This window comes from Sphingomonas chungangi, from assembly GCF_013778325.1.
GTDB lineage: Bacteria > Pseudomonadota > Alphaproteobacteria > Sphingomonadales > Sphingomonadaceae > Solisphingomonas > Solisphingomonas chungangi.
On record NZ_JACEIB010000007.1, the window covers coordinates 1 to 19,421 of the forward strand.

Genomic DNA, 19,421 nt, shown 5'->3' on the forward strand with positions numbered 1-19,421 from the left:
ACGCGCCGATCTTCCAGGTGGCGGACATCGGCCTCGTCGGTGACCTGTTCAAGATCGTGCCCGAGCTGACCGAGAAACTGTGATCCAGCCAAGCTTGATCACGATGGCCCCGCGATGCACCAGCGTCGCGGGGCTTTTCATTTGTCGAGGCGTTGATCGCGCATGATCGCCCGCAACCTCCGCATCACGGGCCGCGTGCAGGGCGTCTTCTACCGCGACTGGTTCGTCGAGCAGGCGCGGGGAATCGGCGTTACCGGCTGGGTACGCAACCGGGCGGACGGGAGCGTCGAGGCGATGGTCTGCGGCTCGTCCGAGAAGATCGCGGCGATCGTGGAGAAGGCGCATCAGGGTTCGCCGCCCTCGCGGGTCGAGGACGTCGTGGTGAGCGAGGCGGCAGAGGAAATCTTCGAGCGCTTCGAGAAAAGGCCGACCGTCTAGGCGCGGTCGCGCAGCACGATATAGGCCGTTACCATCGCCGAGACGTCGAACAGCGCATGCAGCAGCATCGGCAGCAGCAGCGATCCGCTCGCCAGATAGAGCGCGCCGAGCCCCGCGCCGATGATCCCCGTCATCACCACGCCGGCCTTGCCCTGATAGACGTGGCCGAGCCCGAAGATCACGGCGTTGGCCGCCAGTACACCGCTCCACGACAGCCAGTGGCCGAGATAGGCCACCAGATAGCCGCGATAGGCGATCTCCTCGCACATGCCCGCCGCGAGCGAGACGAGCAGTCCCCAGGCGAGCTGCTCCCCGGTCTGCGGCAGGAAGGGCGCGAGCTTCCTCATCTGCCTCGCGAAGCGGGCACCGATCGCAGGCACGAAGGCGAGCACCGGCCGGGCCACCAGCCCGATGCTCCCACCGATCGCCAGTGACGTCGCGAAATCCGATCCGTCGGGCCAGACCGGCGGCGTGGTGATGAGTGCGGCCAACGGCCGTCCCTCGATCCACCAGATCCATGCGGCGAGGCCAGCCAGCCCGATCAGCCACAGGATCGTGCGGCGATATTGCCGCACCAGCGCGACGCCGCCGATCCGTTCGCGCCGGGCGAGGAAGCGGCGATAGGCGATCCAGCCGGCGACCGGCATGAACAGCAGCAGCACGCCCACGACATAAAGGTGATCGAGCCAACCCGGCGTCATCGCGCGGCGATCCGCAGCACCGCATAGCCCGCCAGCGCCGAGAGCAGCGATCCCGCCAGCACGCCGATCTTCACCTCCTCGATCAGCAGCGGATCGGCGAAGGCGAGGCCGCCGATGAACAGGCTCATGGTGAAGCCGATGCCGGCGAGCAGCGCCACGCCGTAGAGCTGCGCCCAGCCGGCGCCCTCGGGCTTCTCCGCCCAGCCCAGCGCCACCGCCCCGCGCATCGCGCCGAACACGCCGATCTGTTTGCCCAGGAAAAGGCCGAGCGCCACCGCCAGCGCCAACGGCGCCCAAAAGGATGCATCGCCCAGCGCGACTCCGGCATTGGCGAAGGCGAAGACGGGAAGGATCGCGTAGCTCACCCAGGGCGACAGGCCATGCTCCAGCCTGGTGAGCGGACAGTCGTCATCATCGTCCCGGTCGCCCAGCGGCACGAACATCGCGGCGACCACACCCGCGACCGTCGCGTGCACGCCCGACTTCAGCACCGCCGCCCAGAGCAGCAGCGCCAGCAAGGCATAAGGCCACAGCGCGCGGACACCCCGGCGGTTGAGCAGCCAGAGCAGTACCAGCAGCACCGCAGTAGCAGCGAGTGCGTGCCCGTTCAGCCCGCTCGTATAGGCGAGTGCGATGATCGCGACCGCGCCGATATCGTCGACGATCGCCACCGTCGTCAGGAACAGCTTGAGCGATGCCGGCACGCGGGGCCCGAGCAGCGCCAGCACGCCGATCGCGAAGGCGATGTCGGTCGCGGCCGGGATCGCCCAGCCGCGCAGATAGGCAGGATCGCCCCGGGTCACCCCGACATAGACCAGGGCGGGCAGGATCATGCCCGCTGCCGCCGCGATCACGGGCAGGCGCCGAGCGGCGGGGGTCGAGAGGTCCCCTGCCACCACCTCCCGCTTCACCTCCAGCCCGACGAACAGGAAGAAGACCGCCATCAGCCCGTCGTTGATCCAGTGCTGCAGGCCGAGCGGGCCGATCCTGGCGTGCAGCGCATGCTGATAGGCATCGCCGAGCGGCGAGTTGGCAACGATCAGCGCGAGCGCCGCTGCCGCCATCAGCACCAGCCCCGGCGCGGCCTCTCCGGAAAGATGGTCGCGCACGGCGAGGAAGGATCTGGTTACGGCACGGCGCATGATTTCCTTGTGGCGGCTTCGCCCTGCCCGTTTCAAGGAAAAGCGGTCAGAGGCGCGCGATCGTCGCCATGGCGGCGTGGGGCGCACGCACCTTGGCGCCGCTGATGTAGAACAGGAAGACCTCCCGCGACGTCGTCGGCAACACCTCTTCGGGCGCGACGAGCGGAAAGGCACTACCGGTCTCGCCATTCGCCCATTCCTTCGCGACCTCCGCCCAGCGATCTATCTCGCCGACGGCGTAGCCGGTCGCTTCCTCTTCGCGCGTCATCATGAGCCGGGCGTAGGAGACCGGGCCACTCGCATCGCCGATCTGCGGATATTCGTCCGAATGGGTATGGACGATCGAGACGTTGCGCGCCCGGCACAGCGCCACGAAGGCGGGATCGCGGAAACTCTCGTGCCGCACGTCGACGACATGCCGGAACGGCAGCCCGTCGCGCGTGGCCGGCAACAGCTTCAGGAAGGCGCCGAAGTCGTCCCCATCGAACTTCTTGGTGGTGGCGAACTGCCAGACGATCGGTCCCAGCTTGTCGCCGAGTTCGGTAATCCCCTGGCCGAGGAAGCGCTCGACTGATTCGCCCGCCTCCGCGAGCACGCGGCGGTTGGTCGCGAAGCGCGAGGCCTTCAGCGAGAATTTGAAGCCCTCCGGCGCGGCTTTGGCCCAGCCCGCAAAGGTCTGCGGCTTCTGCGAGCTGTAATAGGTGCTGTTGATCTCGATCGCGGTCAGCTTCGAGGCAGCATATTCCAGTTCGCGGCTCTTGGGATGCTTTTCCGGGTAGAAACTCCCCCGCCATGGCTCGAACACCCACCCGCCGATGCCGATCCGGATTTGGCCAATGCGCGTCATCGCTTGTTCTCGATTCGCGCCTTTTCGGGCCGTGGGCCATGGGGAAGGTGGTCGATCTGGCTCGCGATGTGATGGGAAACCCGGAACGCGCCATAACCGATCGCCAACCACAGCCCCGCTGCGACGACGAGGGACACCAGCAGACCCAGCACGGCCATGCGCCCGACGGTCGGTCTGAGCATGCGTCATCTCCCGTTGCGTGGCCTAAACCTATGGAGGCCACATTCGCAAGAGCAGCACAATATTGTTGCATTGCAAAAACGAGCGAATCGCACTAATCTTGCCGAAGTCCGGGGAGAATCGATATGATCACTGTGCTCGGCCTTTTGATGGCAATGTGGGGGCTGCCGATCGCGGCCGGTGCGATGCTTGCGGCACCCTGCCTCGTTTCCGGTGGATATCGCGCTTATATGCGGCGGCAGCTTGTCGGCGACCCCAAGGCCGCCTGACCTTTGATCACTGCTTTCTGCGGGTTCCGGATCGGCAAATCTCAGCGGGCGCGCCAGGTGACCAGCGAACTCGCGGCGTAGTTCCACACCGCGCCGACCAGCACGCCGGCGAATCCTGCCAGCCACCAGCCATAGCGATAGTCCGCGAACAGGAAGTTCGCGATGCCGACATTGGCGACGGCGCCGAACGAGCAGACCGCGACGAAGCTGGCCAGCCCCTTGGCGAGCGCGGCTGCGCCTTTCAGGCGGCGATCACGATAGGTCAGCACGTTGTTGACGAAGAAATTGAACACCATCGCCACGCCCGCGGCGATCGCCTGCGCCCATGCGAAGGAAGGGCGGGCGGTCTCCATGATCATGGCGAGCACGCTCATGTGCACCAGCACGCCGAGCGCGCCGATCGCCATGAACGACACGAAGCGAGCCGGCACGACATGGCCGATCGTCTTGTCGATCAGCAGCAGCAGATATTCCCACACGATCAGCGCATCGAGCTTGCTCTCGCCGGCCTGCCGGGTGCGGAAGCGGTAGGGCAGCTCCTGCGTGCGCAGCGGCGTCTTCGACGATGCGCAGATGTCCAGCAGGATTTTGTAACCCTGGCCTGACAGGTCGCGCACCGCGCCGTCGAACGCCTCGCGGGTGATCGCGAAGAATCCGCTCATGGGGTCGGACAGGTCGGAATGGGTGATGAGCCCGGCAAGTTTGGTCGCCAGCGCGCTGACCCGGGCGCGCTGTTTGTCCCACTCGCCGATGCTGCCCCCTTCGTGATAGCGCGAGCCAACCACCAGATCGGTGCCGCCCTTGCGCAGTTTCGCGATCATCGCGGGTAGAACGCGCTCGTCATGCTGCATGTCGGCGTCGATTACGGCAAGATAGGGCGTGGTGGTGCTCAGCATGCCCTCCGTCACGGCGGTGGCGAGGCCGCGGCGGCCGATGCGATGGATCACGCGCACCCGCATGTCGTGCCGGGCGATCTCGGCCAGCCGGTCGCGCGTGCCGTCGGTCGAATCGTCGTCGACGAAGACCATCTCGAAATCGAGGCCCATCGGCACGACGCACAGGGCATCGTAGAGCGGGCCGACGTTGTCGCGCTCGTTGAAAGTCGGGATGATGATCGACAGCGAAGGCGTCGTCATTCCGCCTGTCCGCTGCTCCGCTTCCGGCCGAGTGTAGGCGATTGCCGTTCCGTCCATGCCGAATCCAATTTTCCAGCCAAGCTATGCGGTTAGTCGTCTTACGGACGGAGTTGAAGCCCCGCAGCCTTGCCGCTCGATCAGAACCGCCGGTTACGCGGCGGAAGGTGAACCCTTCATCGACGGATGGAATAGGCATCGGACATATTCCCGACACAATAATGCTATTGAGAGCTATTTGCATTCTCGTTATGGGCGCCCCGTACCAAGACGGGATCAAGGGGAAACGGGAATGCTTCGTTTTTATGCGCGCGCCGGCCTGCTGGCGAGCGTCGCCACGGTGACGATGGTGCCGGTCGCGGCGCGAGCCGCCGATGCCGCCGCGGCGAGCGATGATGGCAGCGAGATCGTGGTCAGCGGCGTGATGCCGGCCACCGTCGCCTCGGCCGCGACCAAGAGCGCCACGCCGATCGCCGAGACGCCGCAGTCCATCAGCGTGATCGATTCGTCCGAGATCAAGAAGCTTGGCCTGCAGAACCTCAACGAGGCGCTGCGCTATGTCGCCGGCGTGACGCCCGAGACGCGCGGTTCCTCGGCCGAGGTGTACGACCAGTTCAAGCTGCGCGGCTTCGATGCGCCGGTCTATCTCGACGGACTCAAGCAATTCTCCAGCGCCAGCGGTTATGCCTCGACCCAGGTCGATCTCGCGCGGCTCGACCGGATCGAGGTGCTGAAGGGGCCATCCGGCGCGCTCTACGGCCAGTCGGGACCCGGCGGCATCGTCGACCAGGAAAGCAAGCTGCCGATCGACAGTGCTTTCTACGGCGCCGTCTCCGGCACCTACGGCAATTACGATCTCTATCGCGTCGATGCCGATGTCGGCGGCAGGATCGGCGACGGTGCGCTTTGGCGCCTCTACGGCAGCGTCAACGGCGCGCACGATCAGCAGACCTACGGCAAGCGGCGCCGCCAGACTATTTCGGGCGCCGTCACCGTAGGCGCGGGCAGCAGTACCAGCTTCACCGTGCTCACGGCCTATTCGCACGATCCGCGCAACGGCGATTACGGCGTCTTTCCGGCGGTCGGCACCTTCTTCGCCAATCCGGCGGGCAGGATCCCGACCAGCTTCTACGGCGGCGAGCCGGGCGACTATTTCAGCCGCGAGCAATTCGGCCTCACCTACATCTTCAAGCACGATTTCGGCAGCGGCTGGTCGTTCCGTTCGGCGGGCCGCTATCAATATGTGAAGAGCGACCTGGGGATCGTCTATACCGGCGGCACCCCGGTCGACGCGAGCGATCCGGCGCCGACCCTCTATTCGCGCTACTCCTATGCGACCCACGAACAGCTCGACGACTGGACTTACGACAACCAGCTCAAGGGCAGCGTCGACACCGGCCCGCTCCACCACGATCTGCTGCTCGGCGTCGACCGGCAGGTGGCGCATTCGGCCGAACTCTATGCCTTCGGCGGCGGCACGCCGATCGATGTCTTCGACCCCGTCTACGGGACGATGGCGACCCCGTCCGACCCCTATCACGTGATCAACTACAGCGGCGTCGGCTTCACCACGCCATTCTTCGTCGAGACTCGCGAGCGCCAGCAGGGCATCTACGTGCAGGATCAGATTTCGGTCGGCGGCTTGCGCCTCCCGCTGAGCGCTCGGCAGGACTGGGCGCGCACCGAATCGAGCGGGATTGCCCAGAAGGACAAGAAATTCACGTATCGCGTCGGTGCGCTCTACAAAACCTCGATCGGCGTCGCGCCTTATGTCAGCTACTCGACCTCGTTCGAACCACAGGCGGGAACCGTCAGCACCGACGGCGGCAAGACCTTCGAGAATGCATCGCCCACGCTCGGCAAGCAGATCGAGGCGGGCGTCAAGTATCAGGTGCCGGGCACGCAGATCCTGCTGACCGGCGCCTGGTTCGACATCCACCAGACCAACGTGCTGACCGCAGTACCCCTCGCCAACTATTCGCTCCAGTCCGGCGAGGTGCGCTCGCGCGGCTTCGAGATCGAGGGCAGCGCGCCGCTGCCCCACGGCTTCAACGCCAAGGTCGCGTTCAGCCGGCAGAGCGTGAAGACGACGAAGGACGCCAATCCGGCCAATATCGGGGCCGGCCTGCTCTCGGTCGGTCGGGGCGGGGTGACCGCCAATCTCGACTGGTCGCCGAACAACGGCCCGGCCGAGGGGCTGACCGTCGGCGGTGCCGTGCGCCACGTCGATAGCGTCTATGCGGGCGTCTATACCGACGGGATTGCCTACCGCACGCCTGCCGTCACGCTGTTCGACGCGCTGCTGCGCTACGATCTCGGCAAGGCGATGCCGAGGCTGGAGGGGGTGACGCTGGGCGTCAACGCGACCAACCTGCTCGACAAGAAGTACTTCAGCAGCTGCATGGCGCCCTACAGCTGGTGCTGGTACGGCGACCGGCGCACCGTGCAGGGCACGATCGGGTTCAAGTGGTGAGCGGCCAGGAGAACCCAATCCGATCGCGCTGAGCGAAGTCGAAGTGCGGGCAGCAGGCGCGGTGCTTGCTGCCCGTCTTCGACAGGCTCAGGATGAACGGATCGTCCTGAGTGGCGTTACTCCGCCGCGATCTCCGGCCTGGCATCGTTCGCCGCTGTCGCCGTCGGCGTGCCGAGCATCGCCATGCCCTTCTCGCTCAGCAGCATGCCTATCAGCGCCTGCATCGCGCCGCCGCTCTGGCCGGCTTCGCCGCCGCCGGTGCTGATCTGCACCCTCGGCACGATGTCGACGCCGGATTTCTCCAGCGCATCGGCCAGCCGCTCGATCACCTGGCGGGTCAGCTGGTACTGCGCGCCGCCGGACGCCGCCGCCTGCTTCTCGATCGTCTCGGCGGTGGCGAGGCCGGTGCGGGTGATCCGTTCGGCCTCCGCGCCCGCGAGCGCCACGACCTTCGCCGCCTCGCCCTCGCCGAGCAGGCGGGTGCGATCGGCCTCCGCCTTGGCGAGCGTGCGGGTCTGCTCGGCATCCTGCGTCGCGCGCTTCAGCGCCGCCTTGCCCTGGTTCTCCTGCACCGTGATCGAGAGTTCGGATTCGGTGATCGAGGTCTGCTGGTGCGCGCGCGCTTCCGCCTCGCGCAGCGCCTTCTCGCTTTCGGCGGCGATGCGCTGCTTCTCATAGGTGGCGACGCGCTCCTCCGCGACCTGCCGCTCACGCAGCTGCTGGAGCACCTTCTCGATCTGGTCGTTGCCGGCGGCCGCGCGCGGCGTGCCGATCAGCACCTCCTGCAGCTCGAGATTGTAGTTGCTGAACTTCGCCCGCATCTCCTGCCCGGCATGTTCCTGGATGTCCGAGCGTTCCTGCAGCAGCTCGATCAGCGTCTTCCTCTGCGCGATATTCTTGAAATAGGCCGAGACCATCGGATCGAGCGTCTGCTCGACCAGCTTCTTGATGTCGCCGAAGCGCTGGATGACGAGCGGCGCCTTGCGATAGTCGATATGCACCACGACGCTGAGCGGCAGGGTCGGCTCGAACGCATCCTTGGTGATCAGCGACACTTCGGAGAGGTTCTCGTCGAGCTTGTGCTGGCCGGTCGTGTCCTGATCCCACTTCAGGATGAAGTTGGTGGTCGGCACGATCACGATCTTGCCGGCATAGGTGTTGAACGCATATTTGCCCGGCAGCAGCGGCTCGCTCCACACGCCGCGCGTGCCCCGATCGACGAGCTCGCCGTGGCGATAGTCGTCGCCCGACGTGTCGGTGCCGCTGGCGCCGGTATAGCTGATCACCACGCCGACATGGCCGACCTCGATCACCGTCTTGGCGACCATCTCGACGGTCGCGAACAGGCGGTTGATGAAGTAGCTGCCCTCGACGAGCACCTGCAGCTGACGGCCGCGACGGCCGCCCGCCGCGATGAACTTCTCGGGATCCTGGAAGCTGTTGTGGAAAGTGGCGCCGCTCGCCTGATCGGTGCCGACCTCGGGCGCGATGATCTGGTCGGCGGTGAGCGCCGGGCCGTCATGCACCGTCACGATGCCGATCTGATCGGTCGAATCCTTGATCACGACCGCGCCGAAACCCTGCCTCTGCTCGATGACGCTCTGCATCTCGGCGAACAGCGCCTCGTCGGCGCGCTCCAGCATCAGGCCATAGATATGCTCGCGCGTGATGATCACGAACTGGGCGAGGTTGATGGCATAGGTGCCTTCGCGCAGGATCGTGCGCTGCGGGCCCTTCTGGCCGCCATTGGCGAGGAAGGCGCGCACGTCGAGGAAATCGGCGGTCGCCGCGTTGCTGGCGAGCGTCTGGGTCGGGCCCAAGGGCGCACCGTCGCGGGCGAAGATGTAGCCGATTTGACCTTGCGGAATTGTCACCAGCGGTTGCGAGTGTACGCGGTACTGGAACGGCACGAAGAAATGGTAGCCGCCGCGCAGCACGGCGGGCTGGTAGCCAGCCTCGCGGCTGAGCGCGATCAGGCCGCCGTTGATCGAGCCGTTGCGGCTCCACAGCTTCTCGACGATGGCGACGCGATTGTTGCCGACGTAGCGGACCATGCGTGAGAGGGTGAAAAGAAAGACGACGACGAGGGCCACGACAGCCGCAGCGCCGAGCACATACATGTTTGTCATCTGGGGAAGGTGTCCTTCGGACCTCTAGACGAGCGCTCTATTTGCGCTCGCAGCATATTTACGCCTGTTCAATCTCCGCTGCTAGAGAAATCGGAAGGCCCGTGGCGCAGCTCGACATAGCGGGCGACGGCTTGTGCATCCGCCAATTTCCGATCGCCCTGCGCGCGGTTCAAGTCGCGAAGCGCATCTTGAAGATGGTCGAGCGCGCGAGTCGCGGTGGCGGCGATCTCCTCGCGCTGGCCGGGCGCAGCGGTGGACAAGGCGGCGGCGGAGGTGCGCACGACATCGTCCAGATCGGCGGCTAGGGCGCGATAGCAGGGATCGCCATGATCCCAATGCGCCGCCTTCAACGCTGAAAGGATTGTATCGGCCTGCGCGCCGAACAGGCCCCGGCCTTGCGCCGCCGATCGCGAGAGTTGCTGTCCGGACAGGCGCGCACCGGCCAGCGGGTGCCGCCTCCGCCGCGCACGCAGCAGGGGATCGATCGCCGCGGCGGCCAGCGAGGCTGCGAGGCCGGCCAGCGCATAGATCGCCAGGAACGCCCCGCTGAACGGCAGCGCGTGGCGGAGCATCGCCTCTGCATCCCTGGGCATCACCAGCAGCGTATCGACGACCAGCGCGACCAGATAGGCCGGCACCACGACATGCAAGAACGCGCCGGCGACCAGCTTCCAGGGCAGGATCGGCCGGTCGTCCCCCGGCGGAATCGCATCATCATGCGGCACGGCCTCATCATACTCTCAGGCTTCAAAGACTGTCAGCGATTTCATTTCGCTCGCGAAAGCCGCTCCGCTATGCTCTCCGCGGGCAGGAGGGGCGCTTTCGTGCAGCAGGAGCTTGATCGGCATCTCGCCGCGATCCTGGCGCTCGATATCGCCGGCTACAGCCGCCTGATGAACGCCGACGAGCAGGGCACCCACCGGCGGATGCTCGCGCGGCGCAAGACCGTCATCGATCCGCAGGTGGAGGCGCATCGCGGCCGGGTGGTGAAGGGCACCGGTGACGGCGTGCTGGCCGAGTTCACCAGCGCCCGCAACGCGATCGGCGCGGCCATCGCCATCCAGTCCGCGCTGGCCGAGGCCAATGGCGAGGAGCCGGACGTCCCGCCGATGACGGCGCGGATCGGTATCACGATCGGCGACATCATCATCGGCGAGGATGGTGATATCTTCGGCGATGGCGTCAACATCGCCGCGCGGCTGGAAGGCAAGGCGCCGGCCGGCGGCATCTGCGTCTCGGGCCGCGCGCTCGACGACCTCCGGCAGGTCGGCGTCCCGTTCGGCGATTTCGGCGAGATCGCGCTCAAGAATATCGGGCCGCCGGTGCGGGTCTATTGCATCCACCCGGACGCGGCGGCGCGCGGGCGTCCGCCGAAAGATCCGACGAAGATGCTGGGCAACGCGATCGGCCGGCGCGCGCTCGTCTTCGGCGGCGCGGGCGTAACGGTTGCCGCCGGCGCCGGACTGCTTGCATGGCACCCGTGGGCGGCGACTGCCTCCAAGGGCAGCATCGCCGTGCTGCCTTTCGCCAATCTCAGCGGCGATACCAATCAGGCTTATTTCTCCGACGGACTCTCTGAGGAGTTGCGTGCCGCACTTGCCCGCAACGTCGCGCTCAAAGTGGCAGCGCCGACATCGTCGAACATGTTCAAGAGCGACGACGGCGACGCGCGCTCCATCGCCGGCAAGCTGGGCGTCGCCTATCTGCTCGAAGGCAGCGTGCGGCGCGAGGACAAGGCGGTGCGCATCGTCGCCGAACTGGTCGACGCCTCGACCGGCTTCACCAGCTGGTCGCAGACCTTCGATCGCACGATCGACGACATCTTCGCCGTCCAGAGCAGCATCGCCGAGACGGTCGCGGATGCGCTGGCGGTGCACGTCACTCGCACATCCAGCCCCGGCGGCACGCAAGACGTCGCGGCTTACGACGCCTATCTGCGCGGCAAGGCGCTGTTCGATGCCGATATCGACGAGGCATCGGACCGATCGGCGCTCGACCAGTTCGATCTCGCCACCCAACAGGATTCGAACTTCGCGGCCGCCTTCGCCGCGCGCTCGCGCGTGCTCTCGGCGATCGCCAGCGAATATGCCGCGCCCGCCGGCACCGCGCAGCTCTACAAGGATGCGATCGCCGCCGCGGAGCGCGCCGTAAGCCTCGCGCCCGATCTTGCCGAAGCGCAGATGGCGCTCGGCCTCGCCATCTACACCGGGCGGCTCGACGTGAAGGCGGCGCGGCCCGCTTACGACAAGGCGGCGCAGATCGGTGCCGGCGACGCCGATATCCAGCTGCTCTACGCGGTCTATTGCTCGCGATCCGATCGCTCCGCCGACGCTATCGCCGCGATCCAGCGCGCGACCGATCTTGATCGTCTCAATCCGCGCGTGTTCCGCGCTGCCGGGCTGGTCCGCTATACCGCGCGGGACTATGCCGCCGCGATCCCGCTGGCGAAGCAGGCGCTGGCGCTCAATCCGACGCTGCGGGTGGCCCACGCCAATATCGGCAACGCGCTGCTGATGCAGGGCAAGCTCGCCGAGGCGAAGGCCGCCTATCAGGCCGAACCGCTCGACCTTTCGCGCCTGCCCGGCCTCGCCATCGTCGCGCGCAAGCTCGGGGATACGGCGGGCGCCAAGGCGGCGATGGACCAGCTGGTGCGCGATCTCGGCGACAGCGCGCTCTACCAGCAGGCGCAGGTGCTGGCGCAGTGGGGCGACAGGGACGGGGCGATCGCGATGCTCGGCCGGGCGAAGCAGGCGGGCGATTCGGGCCTGCTCATCGCGCCCACCGATCCGCTGCTCGATCCGGTCCGAAACGATCCCCGATTTTCGCCATTGCTCGGCGGCCTGCACCTGACCTAGGCTTCACTACCACGGAGGGGGACATCATGCGCAAGATACTCGCCTTGACGACCGGCGTCGTCGCGATCACCACGCTTTCGGCTTTCTCATGCCATCACGACGCGCCGGCCGCGAACGGCAGCGCCGCTGCGGACGAATCGCTGGCCAACAATCTCGCCGCCGGCGAGCCGGACGGCAACGCGGCCGGTGTCGAGGAAAATGGCACGGCAACCGCCGACAATGTCGCATCCACCGAAGTGCCGCGTGTCGCCCACCCCGTCGGCGGCAATCCGGACAACCGCAAGCAGACGGCGACCATGGCACCCGATCGCGGCAACCCCGACAATCGCGGCAATCCGGACAACCGCTGATCGGGCGCTGTTCAGCGCAGCGCCGTCACCGTCGGCGGCGCTGCCATCGCGCGCCTGATCCAGTCGACATATTCTGACACGCGCGTATAGACGCCGGGCGATCCTGCCTGGGCGCAGCCCTTGCCCCAGCTGACGATGCCGATCTGGACGACGTCCCAGTGGCCGAAGGGGTTGTCGCGCTGCTCTTCGTCGGTCATCGCCACGAGCGGCCCGCCGCTGTCTCCGGTGCAGGTATCGTGCCCCGGCTTGGCCGCGCAGATGACGTCGGGTGTGATCGATTTGGCGTAATCCGGAGCCTTCGCGCATGTCGCGTTGGCGACGAGATCGAGCTGCACGCCGTTGAGCACCGTCGAGTAGCTCATGTCGTCACGCGGGATGGTGTTGCCCCAGCCGAGCGCTTCGTAATGCTGTTGCTGCGTCGCCGTTCGGCCCTTGCCGAGCGCGAGGATGCGGCCACGGGCGCCATAGGGCGTGTCGTAGGTGGCGGGCATCTTGCGATAAGCCCGCGTAAACAGCTTCGGCACTCCCGTGACCATGCCTTCGAGATCGACCGGATAGGCGCCGTCGGGCGACGGGTTCCCGATCGCGACGTGGCGATCGATGTGCAGGAGGGCGATGTCGTTCAGATGCAGCGCATCGTCATAGTCGGCATGGCTGACATAGCGATCGATCAGGTAGCTGGCGCCCTCATTGGTCGAGAGATCGGTCGATCCCAGCCGGACGCGATAATGATTGGCGAGGCGTATGGGGTTGATGCAGTGGGCGGCAGTCAGCACCCACTCTTCTGCGATCAGCGTGCCGCCGCAGCGATGCGCCATCTCCCATTGCGGCAGGCCGTGACGCTCCGCATCGCTGTAGATGTAGGGCGAGTAGATCTCCGCCTGGTAGGTCGCGGCGCCGCGCGGCACCGCATGGCCGCCGATCGTGCCCAGCGGCTTGGGTTCGATGACCGTCACCACCCGTCCGTCGGGCATGATGACCTTGTGGGGAACGGGGCGCCACGGTGACGGTGTCTGGATGTCCGGGATCGGCAGCGGCGCGTCGTCCGCGGGCGGAGCGGCGGCGGCAGGTCCAGCCACGCACAGGGTGCAGCCGATCAGGATCGCGCGAAGGTCGAGCCGCCAGCCCATCGTGTCCGCCCCTTTGAGTTGTCCCATATCGGCGGATTTCCGCAGGCCCGTCAACGACATCCGCCGCAGGGAACGATTCGCCGCGCCATCACTTGAATCGCGCGCATTTCGGGAGGCTCTGAACGATGGCGGCACGCGCCTACTGGCAGGGGCAGATCAGGCTGGCCCTCGTCTCGATCCCGGTCGAGATCTATTCGGCCACCAAGAGCGGCGCGACCGTCTCCTTCCGCCAGATCCACGAGCCTTCGGGCAAGCGCATCCACTACGAGAAGGTGGTGGACGGCATCGGCCCGGTCGATGCCGACGAGATCATGAAGGGCTTCGAGTTCGAGAAGGGCGAGTATGTCCTGCTCGACGAGGCCGAGATCGAGGGCGTCAAGCTGGAGAGCAAGAAGACGCTGGAACTGACCCAGTTCGTCGATGTCGGCGAGATCGATGCGATCTATTACGAGAAGCCCTATTACGTGGTGCCCGCCGACGATCTCGCCGAGGAAGCGTTCGTCGTACTGCGCGAGGCGTTGCGGCGAGCCAAGAAGATCGGCCTCGGCCAGCTGGCGCTGAGGGGCCGGGAATATGTCGTCAGCCTCAAGCCGTGCGGGCGCGGCATGGTGCTGGAGACGCTCCGCTACGCCGAGGAGGTCAACAAGGCGGCCAGCTATTTCCGCGACATTGGCGATGTGAAACCGGACGAGGATCTGCTCGATCTCGCCACCTCGCTGATCGAGAAGAAATCCGGAAAGTTCGACGCCGCCGAGTTCCACGACCGCTATGTCGATGCGTTGAAGGATCTGATCGATCGCAAGCGCAAGTCCAAGACCGGCAAGGTCAGCCTCGACACGGACGACGACAAGCCGGCGCGGGGCGGCTCCAACGTCATCGACCTGATGGCGGCGCTCAAGAAGTCGCTCGACAAGCCCGCCAACGATACGAGCGCGGGGAGGACGACGGCGAGCAAGACGCCCGCGAAGAAAGCTCCGACGAAGAAACCTGCCGCCCGCAAGCCGCCCGCGCGCAAGAGCGCCTGACATGGCGATGCGGCGCAAGCCCGATCCGCTCGTCACCTATCGCCAGAAGCGCGACTTCAAGAAGACGCGCGAGCCCAGAGCCGGCAGGCGCTCGAAGACCGGCCACCTCTTCATCGTCCAGAAGCACGACGCGACCCGACTCCACTGGGACTTCCGGCTGGAGATGGATGGCGTGCTGAAAAGCTGGGCGGTGACGCGCGGCCCCAGCCTCGATCCGGACGACAAGCGCCTCGCGGTGCGCACCGAGGATCATCCCATGGCCTATGCCGGGTTCGAGGGGACGATCCCCGCTGGCGAATATGGCGGCGGCACGGTGATGCTGTGGGACAAGGGAGAATGGGAGCCGGTCGGCGGCAAGGATCCGGCGAAGACGATCGAGGAGGGGCATGTCCATGTCATCCTCCACGGCGAGCGCATGAAGGGCGAATGGCTGCTCGTCCGCATGAAGCCTCGTCCAGGCGAGAAGCGCGAGAACTGGCTGCTCCGCAAGGTCGAGGACAAGGAGGCCGGCGGATCGGGCGATCTGGTCGACACCGCGCTCACCAGCGTCGCAAGCGGACGTTCGATGGCCGAGATCGCGCAGGGCGACGATCCGGTATGGCATTCGGACGCGAAGAAGGCGAAGGCCGATCCGAAAGCGGCGAACGCACCGGGAAAGATGCCTCCCGAAGCGGCCGTCAGGAAGAAGCCTGAAGGCAGGCCTCCGGCCTTCCACGCCGTGCAACTCGCCACTCTCGTCGATCATGTGCCGACCGGTGCGGGCTGGCTGCACGAGGTGAAGTATGACGGCTATCGCGCGCTCCTCGCCGTCTCGGGCGACAACGTGAAGGCCTATACGCGCCATGGTCTCGACTGGTCCGACCGTTTCGCGCCGATCGTCGAGGCCGTGGCGGGCCTCGGCCTCGGCTCGGCGCTGATCGATGGCGAGGTGGTCGCGCTGGACAAGGAGGGGCGGCCGAGCTTCTCCGCCCTGCAGGCTGCCCTCAAGGAAGAAGGCGAGCTCCACTATTTCGCGTTCGATCTGCTGGCGGAAGGCGGCAGGGACCTGACCAGGCTCGGCAATGCCGAGCGCAAGGAGAGGTTGGAGGCGCTGCTGAAAGGTGCGAAGCCGCCGATCCATTATGCCGACCACATCGCGTCGGGCGGCGAAAAGCTGTTCGATCGCCTCTGCCGGGATGGCTATGAAGGCATCGTCTCCAAGCGCGCCGATGCGCCCTATCGCGGCGCCCGCACGCGCAACTGGCTCAAGGTGAAGTGCACCCGCCGGCAGGAATTCGTGATCCTCGGCTATATCGAGAGCGACAAGAAGGGCCGCGACCTGCGCAGTCTCGCGCTCGGGCTGAACGAGGGCGGCGCGCTGCATTATACCGGGCGTGTAGGCACCGGCTTTGATGCCGACACGCGGGAGATGCTGCTCACGATGCTCAAGCCACTGACCCGCAAGACGCCGCCCACCGAGGTGCCAAAGGTGGCGGCACGGGGCGTGACGTGGGTGAAGCCGAAGCTGGTCGCGGAAGTCGCATTCGCGGAGTTCACCGCCGATAATGTGGTGCGCCATGCTAGCTTCCTGGGTCTGCGCGAGGACAAGGAGGCCGAGGAAATAGTGCCGGAAACCCCCGCTACGGATGACGGCAAGCCCTTCGGCGTCGTCATCTCGCACCCGGATCGCGTGATCGACCCCGATGGCGGCATCACCAAGGGCCAACTCGCGGACTATTACGCCGCGATGGCCGATCCGATCCTGCGCTGGGCGGGCGGTCGCCCGATCAGTCTCGTCCGCTGCCCGCAGGGGCGCGGAAAGAAATGCTTCTTCCAGAAGCATGATGCCGGCAGCTTCGGCGATCATGTCGGCCATGTCGCGATCCGCGAGAAGGATGGCAGTTCCGAGGATTATCTGGTCATCGAGGACGGCGCCGGCCTGCTCGCCTGCGTGCAGATGGGGACGATCGAGTTCCACGGCTGGGGCGCGCCAGTCTCCGATGTCGAGAAGCCGGACCGGCTGGTCTTCGATCTCGATCCCGACGAGGGGCTGGATTTCGGGGATGTCGTGTCAGCCGCGGAGCATATCCGCGATCTGCTCGGCGAGATGGGCCTCGCCACTTTCCCGATGCTGACCGGCGGCAAGGGCGTCCACGTCATCGCGCCGCTGACCCCGGACGCCGAATGGCCTGCGGTCAAGGATTTCGCGCACCGCTTCGCCGCCGCGCTTGCCGAGGATCAGCCGGAGCGTTTTACTGCAGCGCTCGCCAAGAAGCGGCGCACCGGACGTATCTTCATCGACTATCTGCGCAACCAGCGCGGGGCGACGGCGGTGATGCCATATACGGCACGCGCGCGGGGAGGCGCGCCGGTGGCGGTGCCGGTCACATGGGCCGAGCTGCGCAAGATCGACCGCGCCTCGCGCTGGCATGTCGGCGATGCGAAGGAACTGGCGAAACGGGCCGGATCGAAGGCGCTTGCCGGGTGGGGGCAGGCCGACCAGGCGCTGCCCGATCTCTGACCCGACGACGAAAAACGCCGCCCGGACCAGCCGGACGGCGCCCCGAAATCCTGGATCGGGCGGCGAGCGTTCAGCCCACCGCGCGGATCACTTGATCTTGGCTTCCTTGAACTCGACGTGCTTGCGCACGACGGGATCGTACTTGCTGAAGCTCAGCTTCTCCGTCTTGGTGCGCGGGTTCTTCTTGGTGACGTAGAAGAAGCCGGTGTCGGCGGTCGAAACGAGCTTGATCTTGACGGTCGTCGGCTTGGCCATGGTGCCCTCGTACTAAATCCTGAGCGCGCTTCGCCGCCGCCGGATGGGCCGGTCCCGCCGAATCGCCTGAAATGCAAAAAGCGGCGCTGCCGCCGCTCGTCCGGCGCGCTCCTGCGGCAGAGCAGCCCGGATGTCAAGGCCGGGCACATCTTAACCGCCCTGCAATGCTCCTCTGATACCCCTATCCCATTGAAATGGAGAGACGCCGTGAGCAGGCAGTCGAACGAAGGGATGAAGCTGGTGCGTGCCGATCTCGGCGCCCGGCTGGATGCGCTGGAAGCGAGCCTCGCCAAGCGGGGGCCGATCGGCATGGCCGGGCAGGCCGCCGGAATCGCCGCTCTGGCGGCGGATTACGGGCTGATGCCGGTGCAGCGGCTGGCCGAGGGGCTGATCGTTGCGCTCGATCAGGGCGGTCGCGGTGCCGCGATCGAGCCGTGGATGGAGCGCCTGCGCGACGCGATCGATTCGGATGCGATCGACGAGCAGGCCGGCACAAGCTGGCTCGCTTCCGTCTGGGTCCGCCTCGCGGGATGACATCGTCCCCGGCGGGGCAGCGCTGAATGGACGCGCTCGTCCCCGCCTTTCTGATCGCGCTGCTCGCCGAGCTCGGCGATCGCACGCAGCTGCAGGCGATGGCGCTGGGCGAGCGTTTCCGCCCGCCCGGCGCGGTGATCGCCGGCATCGCGCTGGCTGCGATCATGAATATGGCGATCGCCGGCGCGATCGGCATGGAGATCGCCGCCTATATCCCGCATCGCCCGGTCCAGCTTCTCACCGGTGTCGCCCTGATCCTCGCGGGCAGCGGAGCTGTGTTCCGGGTCAAGGCGCCGCCGACGGTCGAGACGTGGAAGCTCGGCGCTCTCCTGTCCTCGGCGGGCGCCTTCTTCATCCTCGCGCTTGGCGACAAGACGCAGTTCGCGATCGGCGCGCTGGCGGCGGGCAGCGGCTATCCCTGGCTTGCGGCGGCGGGCGGTGCGGCGGGCGTGATCGTCGGCAATGCGCCAGCGGTGGTCCTTGGTGATCGCTGGCCCCGGATCGTACCGTTGCGCTGGCTGCGCGTCGGCGCGGGCGCGCTGCTCGGGCTCGCCGGCATCGTGCTGGTGATCGTCGCGCTCCAGATCGGCTGAGCGCGGTCGATCACAGCGATCGCATAAATTCCCACCCTTGCAGCGAACAGTTCGGCTATTGGCTCGTTATGGACGCGAACCGATCGTAAGGAGATTTCTGATGGCCGAAACGCCCCCCGCCAAGCTCGACACCCCGACCGACATCCAGAGCAACAAGGCCGCGACCGTCGCCGATGCGCTGAACGCGATCCTGGCGGACAGCTTCGCGCTGTACCTCAAGACCAAGAATTTCCACTGGCACGTCTCCGGCCCGCACTTCCGCGACTATCACCTGATGATGGACGATCAGGCGGCGCAGATCCTCGGCACCACCGATGCGATCGCCGAGCGGGTGCGCAAGACCGGCAACACCACGCTGCGCTCGATCGGCGACATCAGCCGCCACCAACGTATCAAGGACAATGATAAGGACTTCGTGTCGGCGTCCGACATGCTGGCGGAGCTGCGCGAGGACAATCTGGCGCTGGTCGAATCGCTGCGCGAGGCGAAGGACATCGTCGACGAGGCGAAGGACAACGCCACCTCCGGCATCCTTGACGAATGGACCGATCAGGCCGAGGAGCGCGCGTGGTTCCTGTTCGAAGCCAGCCGCAAGGGTTGATTGCATAAGTCAAGAGGGTGGTTGGAACCGTCGCGTGCCCTTTGCGTTCAAGTCCCCGAGATTTCATGCAGGGATTTGTATCATGCTCAAGGCAGCTCTTCTGTTTCTGGTGATCGGATTGGTGCTCGGTCTTCTTGGCTTCGGCGGTATCGGCGGCGCGTTCGTCGGCATAGCCAAGATCCTGTTCTTCGTCGCCATTGCCGTCTTCTTGGTACTGCTGGTTCTGGGCCTCATGGCAGGACGCGCGGTTGCCGACAGGTTGTAAG

Annotated in this window: 20 protein-coding genes; 11 read left to right on the forward strand and 9 right to left on the reverse strand. The window is 66.3% G+C overall.

The genetic code is table 11. From position 1 onward, the window contains the following. Positions 1-162 precede the first annotated feature (162 nt). Positions 163-438 (forward strand): acylphosphatase, encoded by a 276-nt coding sequence (locus tag HZF05_RS11205; RefSeq protein WP_160366455.1) that lies wholly within the window; start codon positions 163-165, stop codon positions 436-438. On the opposite strand, the gene HZF05_RS11210 is transcribed toward HZF05_RS11205, so the two are convergent. From HZF05_RS11210 to HZF05_RS11225, 4 genes are read right to left on the reverse strand one after another with little or no spacing between them, the layout of a single operon-like run. After that, positions 435-1,139 (reverse strand): CPBP family intramembrane glutamic endopeptidase, encoded by a 705-nt coding sequence (locus tag HZF05_RS11210; protein ID WP_160366456.1) that lies wholly within the window; start codon positions 1,137-1,139, stop codon positions 435-437. The genes HZF05_RS11205 and HZF05_RS11210 overlap by 4 nt on opposite strands. Continuing rightward, positions 1,136-2,281 (reverse strand): Na+/H+ antiporter NhaA, encoded by a 1,146-nt coding sequence (gene nhaA / locus HZF05_RS11215; protein WP_160366457.1) that lies wholly within the window; start codon positions 2,279-2,281, stop codon positions 1,136-1,138. Before nhaA ends, HZF05_RS11210 begins: the two co-directional genes overlap by 4 nt. A 46-nt stretch (positions 2,282-2,327) precedes the next feature. Then, on the reverse strand, positions 2,328-3,128 hold the full coding sequence (locus HZF05_RS11220; protein ID WP_160366458.1) for a DUF72 domain-containing protein: 801 nt from the start codon (positions 3,126-3,128) through the stop codon (positions 2,328-2,330). Continuing rightward, complete coding sequence (locus tag HZF05_RS11225; protein WP_160366459.1) at positions 3,125-3,310, reverse strand: hypothetical protein; 186 nt, start codon at positions 3,308-3,310, stop codon at positions 3,125-3,127. The genes HZF05_RS11220 and HZF05_RS11225 overlap by 4 nt, the downstream gene beginning before the upstream one ends. Before the next feature lie 123 nt (positions 3,311-3,433). On the opposite strand from HZF05_RS11225, the gene HZF05_RS11230 reads away from it, so the two are divergent. Next, entirely contained in the window at positions 3,434-3,577 is a 144-nt protein-coding gene (locus tag HZF05_RS11230; RefSeq protein ID WP_160366460.1) for a hypothetical protein, read from the forward strand. 41 nt (positions 3,578-3,618) lie between these two features. Here the strand turns inward: HZF05_RS11230 and HZF05_RS11235 are convergent, their stop codons facing one another. After that, positions 3,619-4,713, reverse strand: coding sequence for a glycosyltransferase (locus tag HZF05_RS11235; RefSeq protein WP_160366461.1), 1,095 nt, complete (start codon positions 4,711-4,713; stop codon positions 3,619-3,621). Positions 4,714-5,002: 289 nt separating this feature from the next. Between HZF05_RS11235 and HZF05_RS11240 the strand changes: the two genes are divergently transcribed. Next, positions 5,003-7,183: a TonB-dependent siderophore receptor gene (locus HZF05_RS11240; protein WP_160366462.1), complete on the forward strand. Its 2,181-nt coding sequence runs from the start codon at positions 5,003-5,005 to the stop codon at positions 7,181-7,183. Positions 7,184-7,299: 116 nt separating this feature from the next. Here HZF05_RS11240 and HZF05_RS11245 read toward each other — a convergent pair whose 3' ends face one another. Both HZF05_RS11245 and HZF05_RS11250 read right to left on the reverse strand, forming a co-directional pair. Further along, positions 7,300-9,312, reverse strand: a complete 2,013-nt coding sequence (locus tag HZF05_RS11245; protein ID WP_160366463.1) for an SPFH domain-containing protein — start codon at positions 9,310-9,312, stop codon at positions 7,300-7,302. A 68-nt stretch (positions 9,313-9,380) separates the two neighbouring features. Then, positions 9,381-10,037, reverse strand: coding sequence for a hypothetical protein (locus HZF05_RS11250; RefSeq protein WP_160366464.1), 657 nt, complete (start codon positions 10,035-10,037; stop codon positions 9,381-9,383). Between the two features lie 99 nt (positions 10,038-10,136). On the opposite strand from HZF05_RS11250, the gene HZF05_RS11255 reads away from it, so the two are divergent. Together HZF05_RS11255 and HZF05_RS11260 are read left to right on the forward strand one after the other, a co-directional pair. Then, positions 10,137-12,167, forward strand: a complete 2,031-nt coding sequence (locus HZF05_RS11255) for an adenylate/guanylate cyclase domain-containing protein (RefSeq protein ID WP_160366465.1) — start codon at positions 10,137-10,139, stop codon at positions 12,165-12,167. A 26-nt stretch (positions 12,168-12,193) separates the two neighbouring features. Beyond that, positions 12,194-12,517: a hypothetical protein gene (locus tag HZF05_RS11260; RefSeq protein ID WP_160366466.1), complete on the forward strand. Its 324-nt coding sequence runs from the start codon at positions 12,194-12,196 to the stop codon at positions 12,515-12,517. Between the two features lie 11 nt (positions 12,518-12,528). Here HZF05_RS11260 and HZF05_RS11265 read toward each other — a convergent pair whose 3' ends face one another. Next, the gene (locus HZF05_RS11265; RefSeq protein ID WP_160366467.1) at positions 12,529-13,674 is read right to left on the reverse strand and encodes a serine protease; all 1,146 of its coding nucleotides are present in this window, start codon (positions 13,672-13,674) and stop codon (positions 12,529-12,531) included. 98 nt (positions 13,675-13,772) lie between these two features. Between HZF05_RS11265 and ku the strand changes: the two genes are divergently transcribed. Together ku and ligD are read left to right on the forward strand one after the other, a co-directional pair. Further along, positions 13,773-14,672 carry a non-homologous end joining protein Ku gene (gene ku / locus HZF05_RS11270; RefSeq protein WP_160366468.1) on the forward strand — a complete coding sequence of 300 codons (900 nt, stop codon included), beginning with the start codon at positions 13,773-13,775 and terminating at the stop codon, positions 14,670-14,672. A gap of 1 nt (position 14,673) precedes the next feature. After that, a complete protein-coding gene (ligD, locus tag HZF05_RS11275) occupies positions 14,674-17,172 on the forward strand; it encodes a DNA ligase D (RefSeq protein WP_246331939.1) in 2,499 nt (832 codons plus the stop codon). An 87-nt stretch (positions 17,173-17,259) separates the two neighbouring features. On the opposite strand, the gene rpmG is transcribed toward ligD, so the two are convergent. Further along, positions 17,260-17,427 carry a 50S ribosomal protein L33 gene (gene rpmG / locus HZF05_RS11280; RefSeq protein WP_017977469.1) on the reverse strand — a complete coding sequence of 56 codons (168 nt, stop codon included), beginning with the start codon at positions 17,425-17,427 and terminating at the stop codon, positions 17,260-17,262. Between the two features lie 207 nt (positions 17,428-17,634). Between rpmG and HZF05_RS11285 the strand changes: the two genes are divergently transcribed. The 4 genes from HZF05_RS11285 (at position 17,635) to HZF05_RS11300 (ending at position 19,420) form a co-directional block, all read left to right on the forward strand. Beyond that, the gene (locus HZF05_RS11285) at positions 17,635-17,961 is read left to right on the forward strand and encodes a hypothetical protein (RefSeq protein ID WP_160366469.1); all 327 of its coding nucleotides are present in this window, start codon (positions 17,635-17,637) and stop codon (positions 17,959-17,961) included. A gap of 26 nt (positions 17,962-17,987) precedes the next feature. Then, positions 17,988-18,554, forward strand: a complete 567-nt coding sequence (locus HZF05_RS11290) for a TMEM165/GDT1 family protein (protein ID WP_160366470.1) — start codon at positions 17,988-17,990, stop codon at positions 18,552-18,554. A 100-nt stretch (positions 18,555-18,654) separates the two neighbouring features. After that, a complete protein-coding gene (locus HZF05_RS11295) occupies positions 18,655-19,155 on the forward strand; it encodes a Dps family protein (RefSeq protein ID WP_110155714.1) in 501 nt (166 codons plus the stop codon). A gap of 82 nt (positions 19,156-19,237) precedes the next feature. Further along, positions 19,238-19,420: a DUF1328 family protein gene (locus HZF05_RS11300; protein ID WP_160366471.1), complete on the forward strand. Its 183-nt coding sequence runs from the start codon at positions 19,238-19,240 to the stop codon at positions 19,418-19,420. Position 19,421: the final 1 nt, after the last annotated feature.

Bases quoted from the DNA above. Each gene is read 5' to 3' on its own strand.
- HZF05_RS11300 (WP_160366471.1), top strand. From the start codon at position 19,238: ATGCTCAAGGCAGCTCTTCTGTTTCTGGTGATCGGATTGGTGCTCGGT.
- HZF05_RS11210 (WP_160366456.1), bottom strand. From the start codon at position 1,139: ATGACGCCGGGTTGGCTCGATCACCTTTATGTCGTGGGCGTGCTGCTG.
- HZF05_RS11230 (WP_160366460.1), top strand. From the start codon at position 3,434: ATGATCACTGTGCTCGGCCTTTTGATGGCAATGTGGGGGCTGCCGATC.
- HZF05_RS11295 (WP_110155714.1), top strand. From the start codon at position 18,655: ATGGCCGAAACGCCCCCCGCCAAGCTCGACACCCCGACCGACATCCAG.
- HZF05_RS11240 (WP_160366462.1), top strand. From the start codon at position 5,003: ATGCTTCGTTTTTATGCGCGCGCCGGCCTGCTGGCGAGCGTCGCCACG.
- HZF05_RS11235 (WP_160366461.1), bottom strand. From the start codon at position 4,713: ATGACGACGCCTTCGCTGTCGATCATCATCCCGACTTTCAACGAGCGC.
- HZF05_RS11245 (WP_160366463.1), bottom strand. From the start codon at position 9,312: ATGACAAACATGTATGTGCTCGGCGCTGCGGCTGTCGTGGCCCTCGTC.
- HZF05_RS11225 (WP_160366459.1), bottom strand. From the start codon at position 3,310: ATGCTCAGACCGACCGTCGGGCGCATGGCCGTGCTGGGTCTGCTGGTG.
- HZF05_RS11220 (WP_160366458.1), bottom strand. From the start codon at position 3,128: ATGACGCGCATTGGCCAAATCCGGATCGGCATCGGCGGGTGGGTGTTC.
- nhaA (WP_160366457.1), bottom strand. From the start codon at position 2,281: ATGCGCCGTGCCGTAACCAGATCCTTCCTCGCCGTGCGCGACCATCTT.
- HZF05_RS11205 (WP_160366455.1), top strand. From the start codon at position 163: ATGATCGCCCGCAACCTCCGCATCACGGGCCGCGTGCAGGGCGTCTTC.
- ligD (WP_246331939.1), top strand. From the start codon at position 14,674: ATGGCGATGCGGCGCAAGCCCGATCCGCTCGTCACCTATCGCCAGAAG.
- HZF05_RS11260 (WP_160366466.1), top strand. From the start codon at position 12,194: ATGCGCAAGATACTCGCCTTGACGACCGGCGTCGTCGCGATCACCACG.
- ku (WP_160366468.1), top strand. From the start codon at position 13,773: ATGGCGGCACGCGCCTACTGGCAGGGGCAGATCAGGCTGGCCCTCGTC.
- HZF05_RS11265 (WP_160366467.1), bottom strand. From the start codon at position 13,674: ATGGGACAACTCAAAGGGGCGGACACGATGGGCTGGCGGCTCGACCTT.
- rpmG (WP_017977469.1), bottom strand. From the start codon at position 17,427: ATGGCCAAGCCGACGACCGTCAAGATCAAGCTCGTTTCGACCGCCGAC.
- HZF05_RS11290 (WP_160366470.1), top strand. From the start codon at position 17,988: ATGGACGCGCTCGTCCCCGCCTTTCTGATCGCGCTGCTCGCCGAGCTC.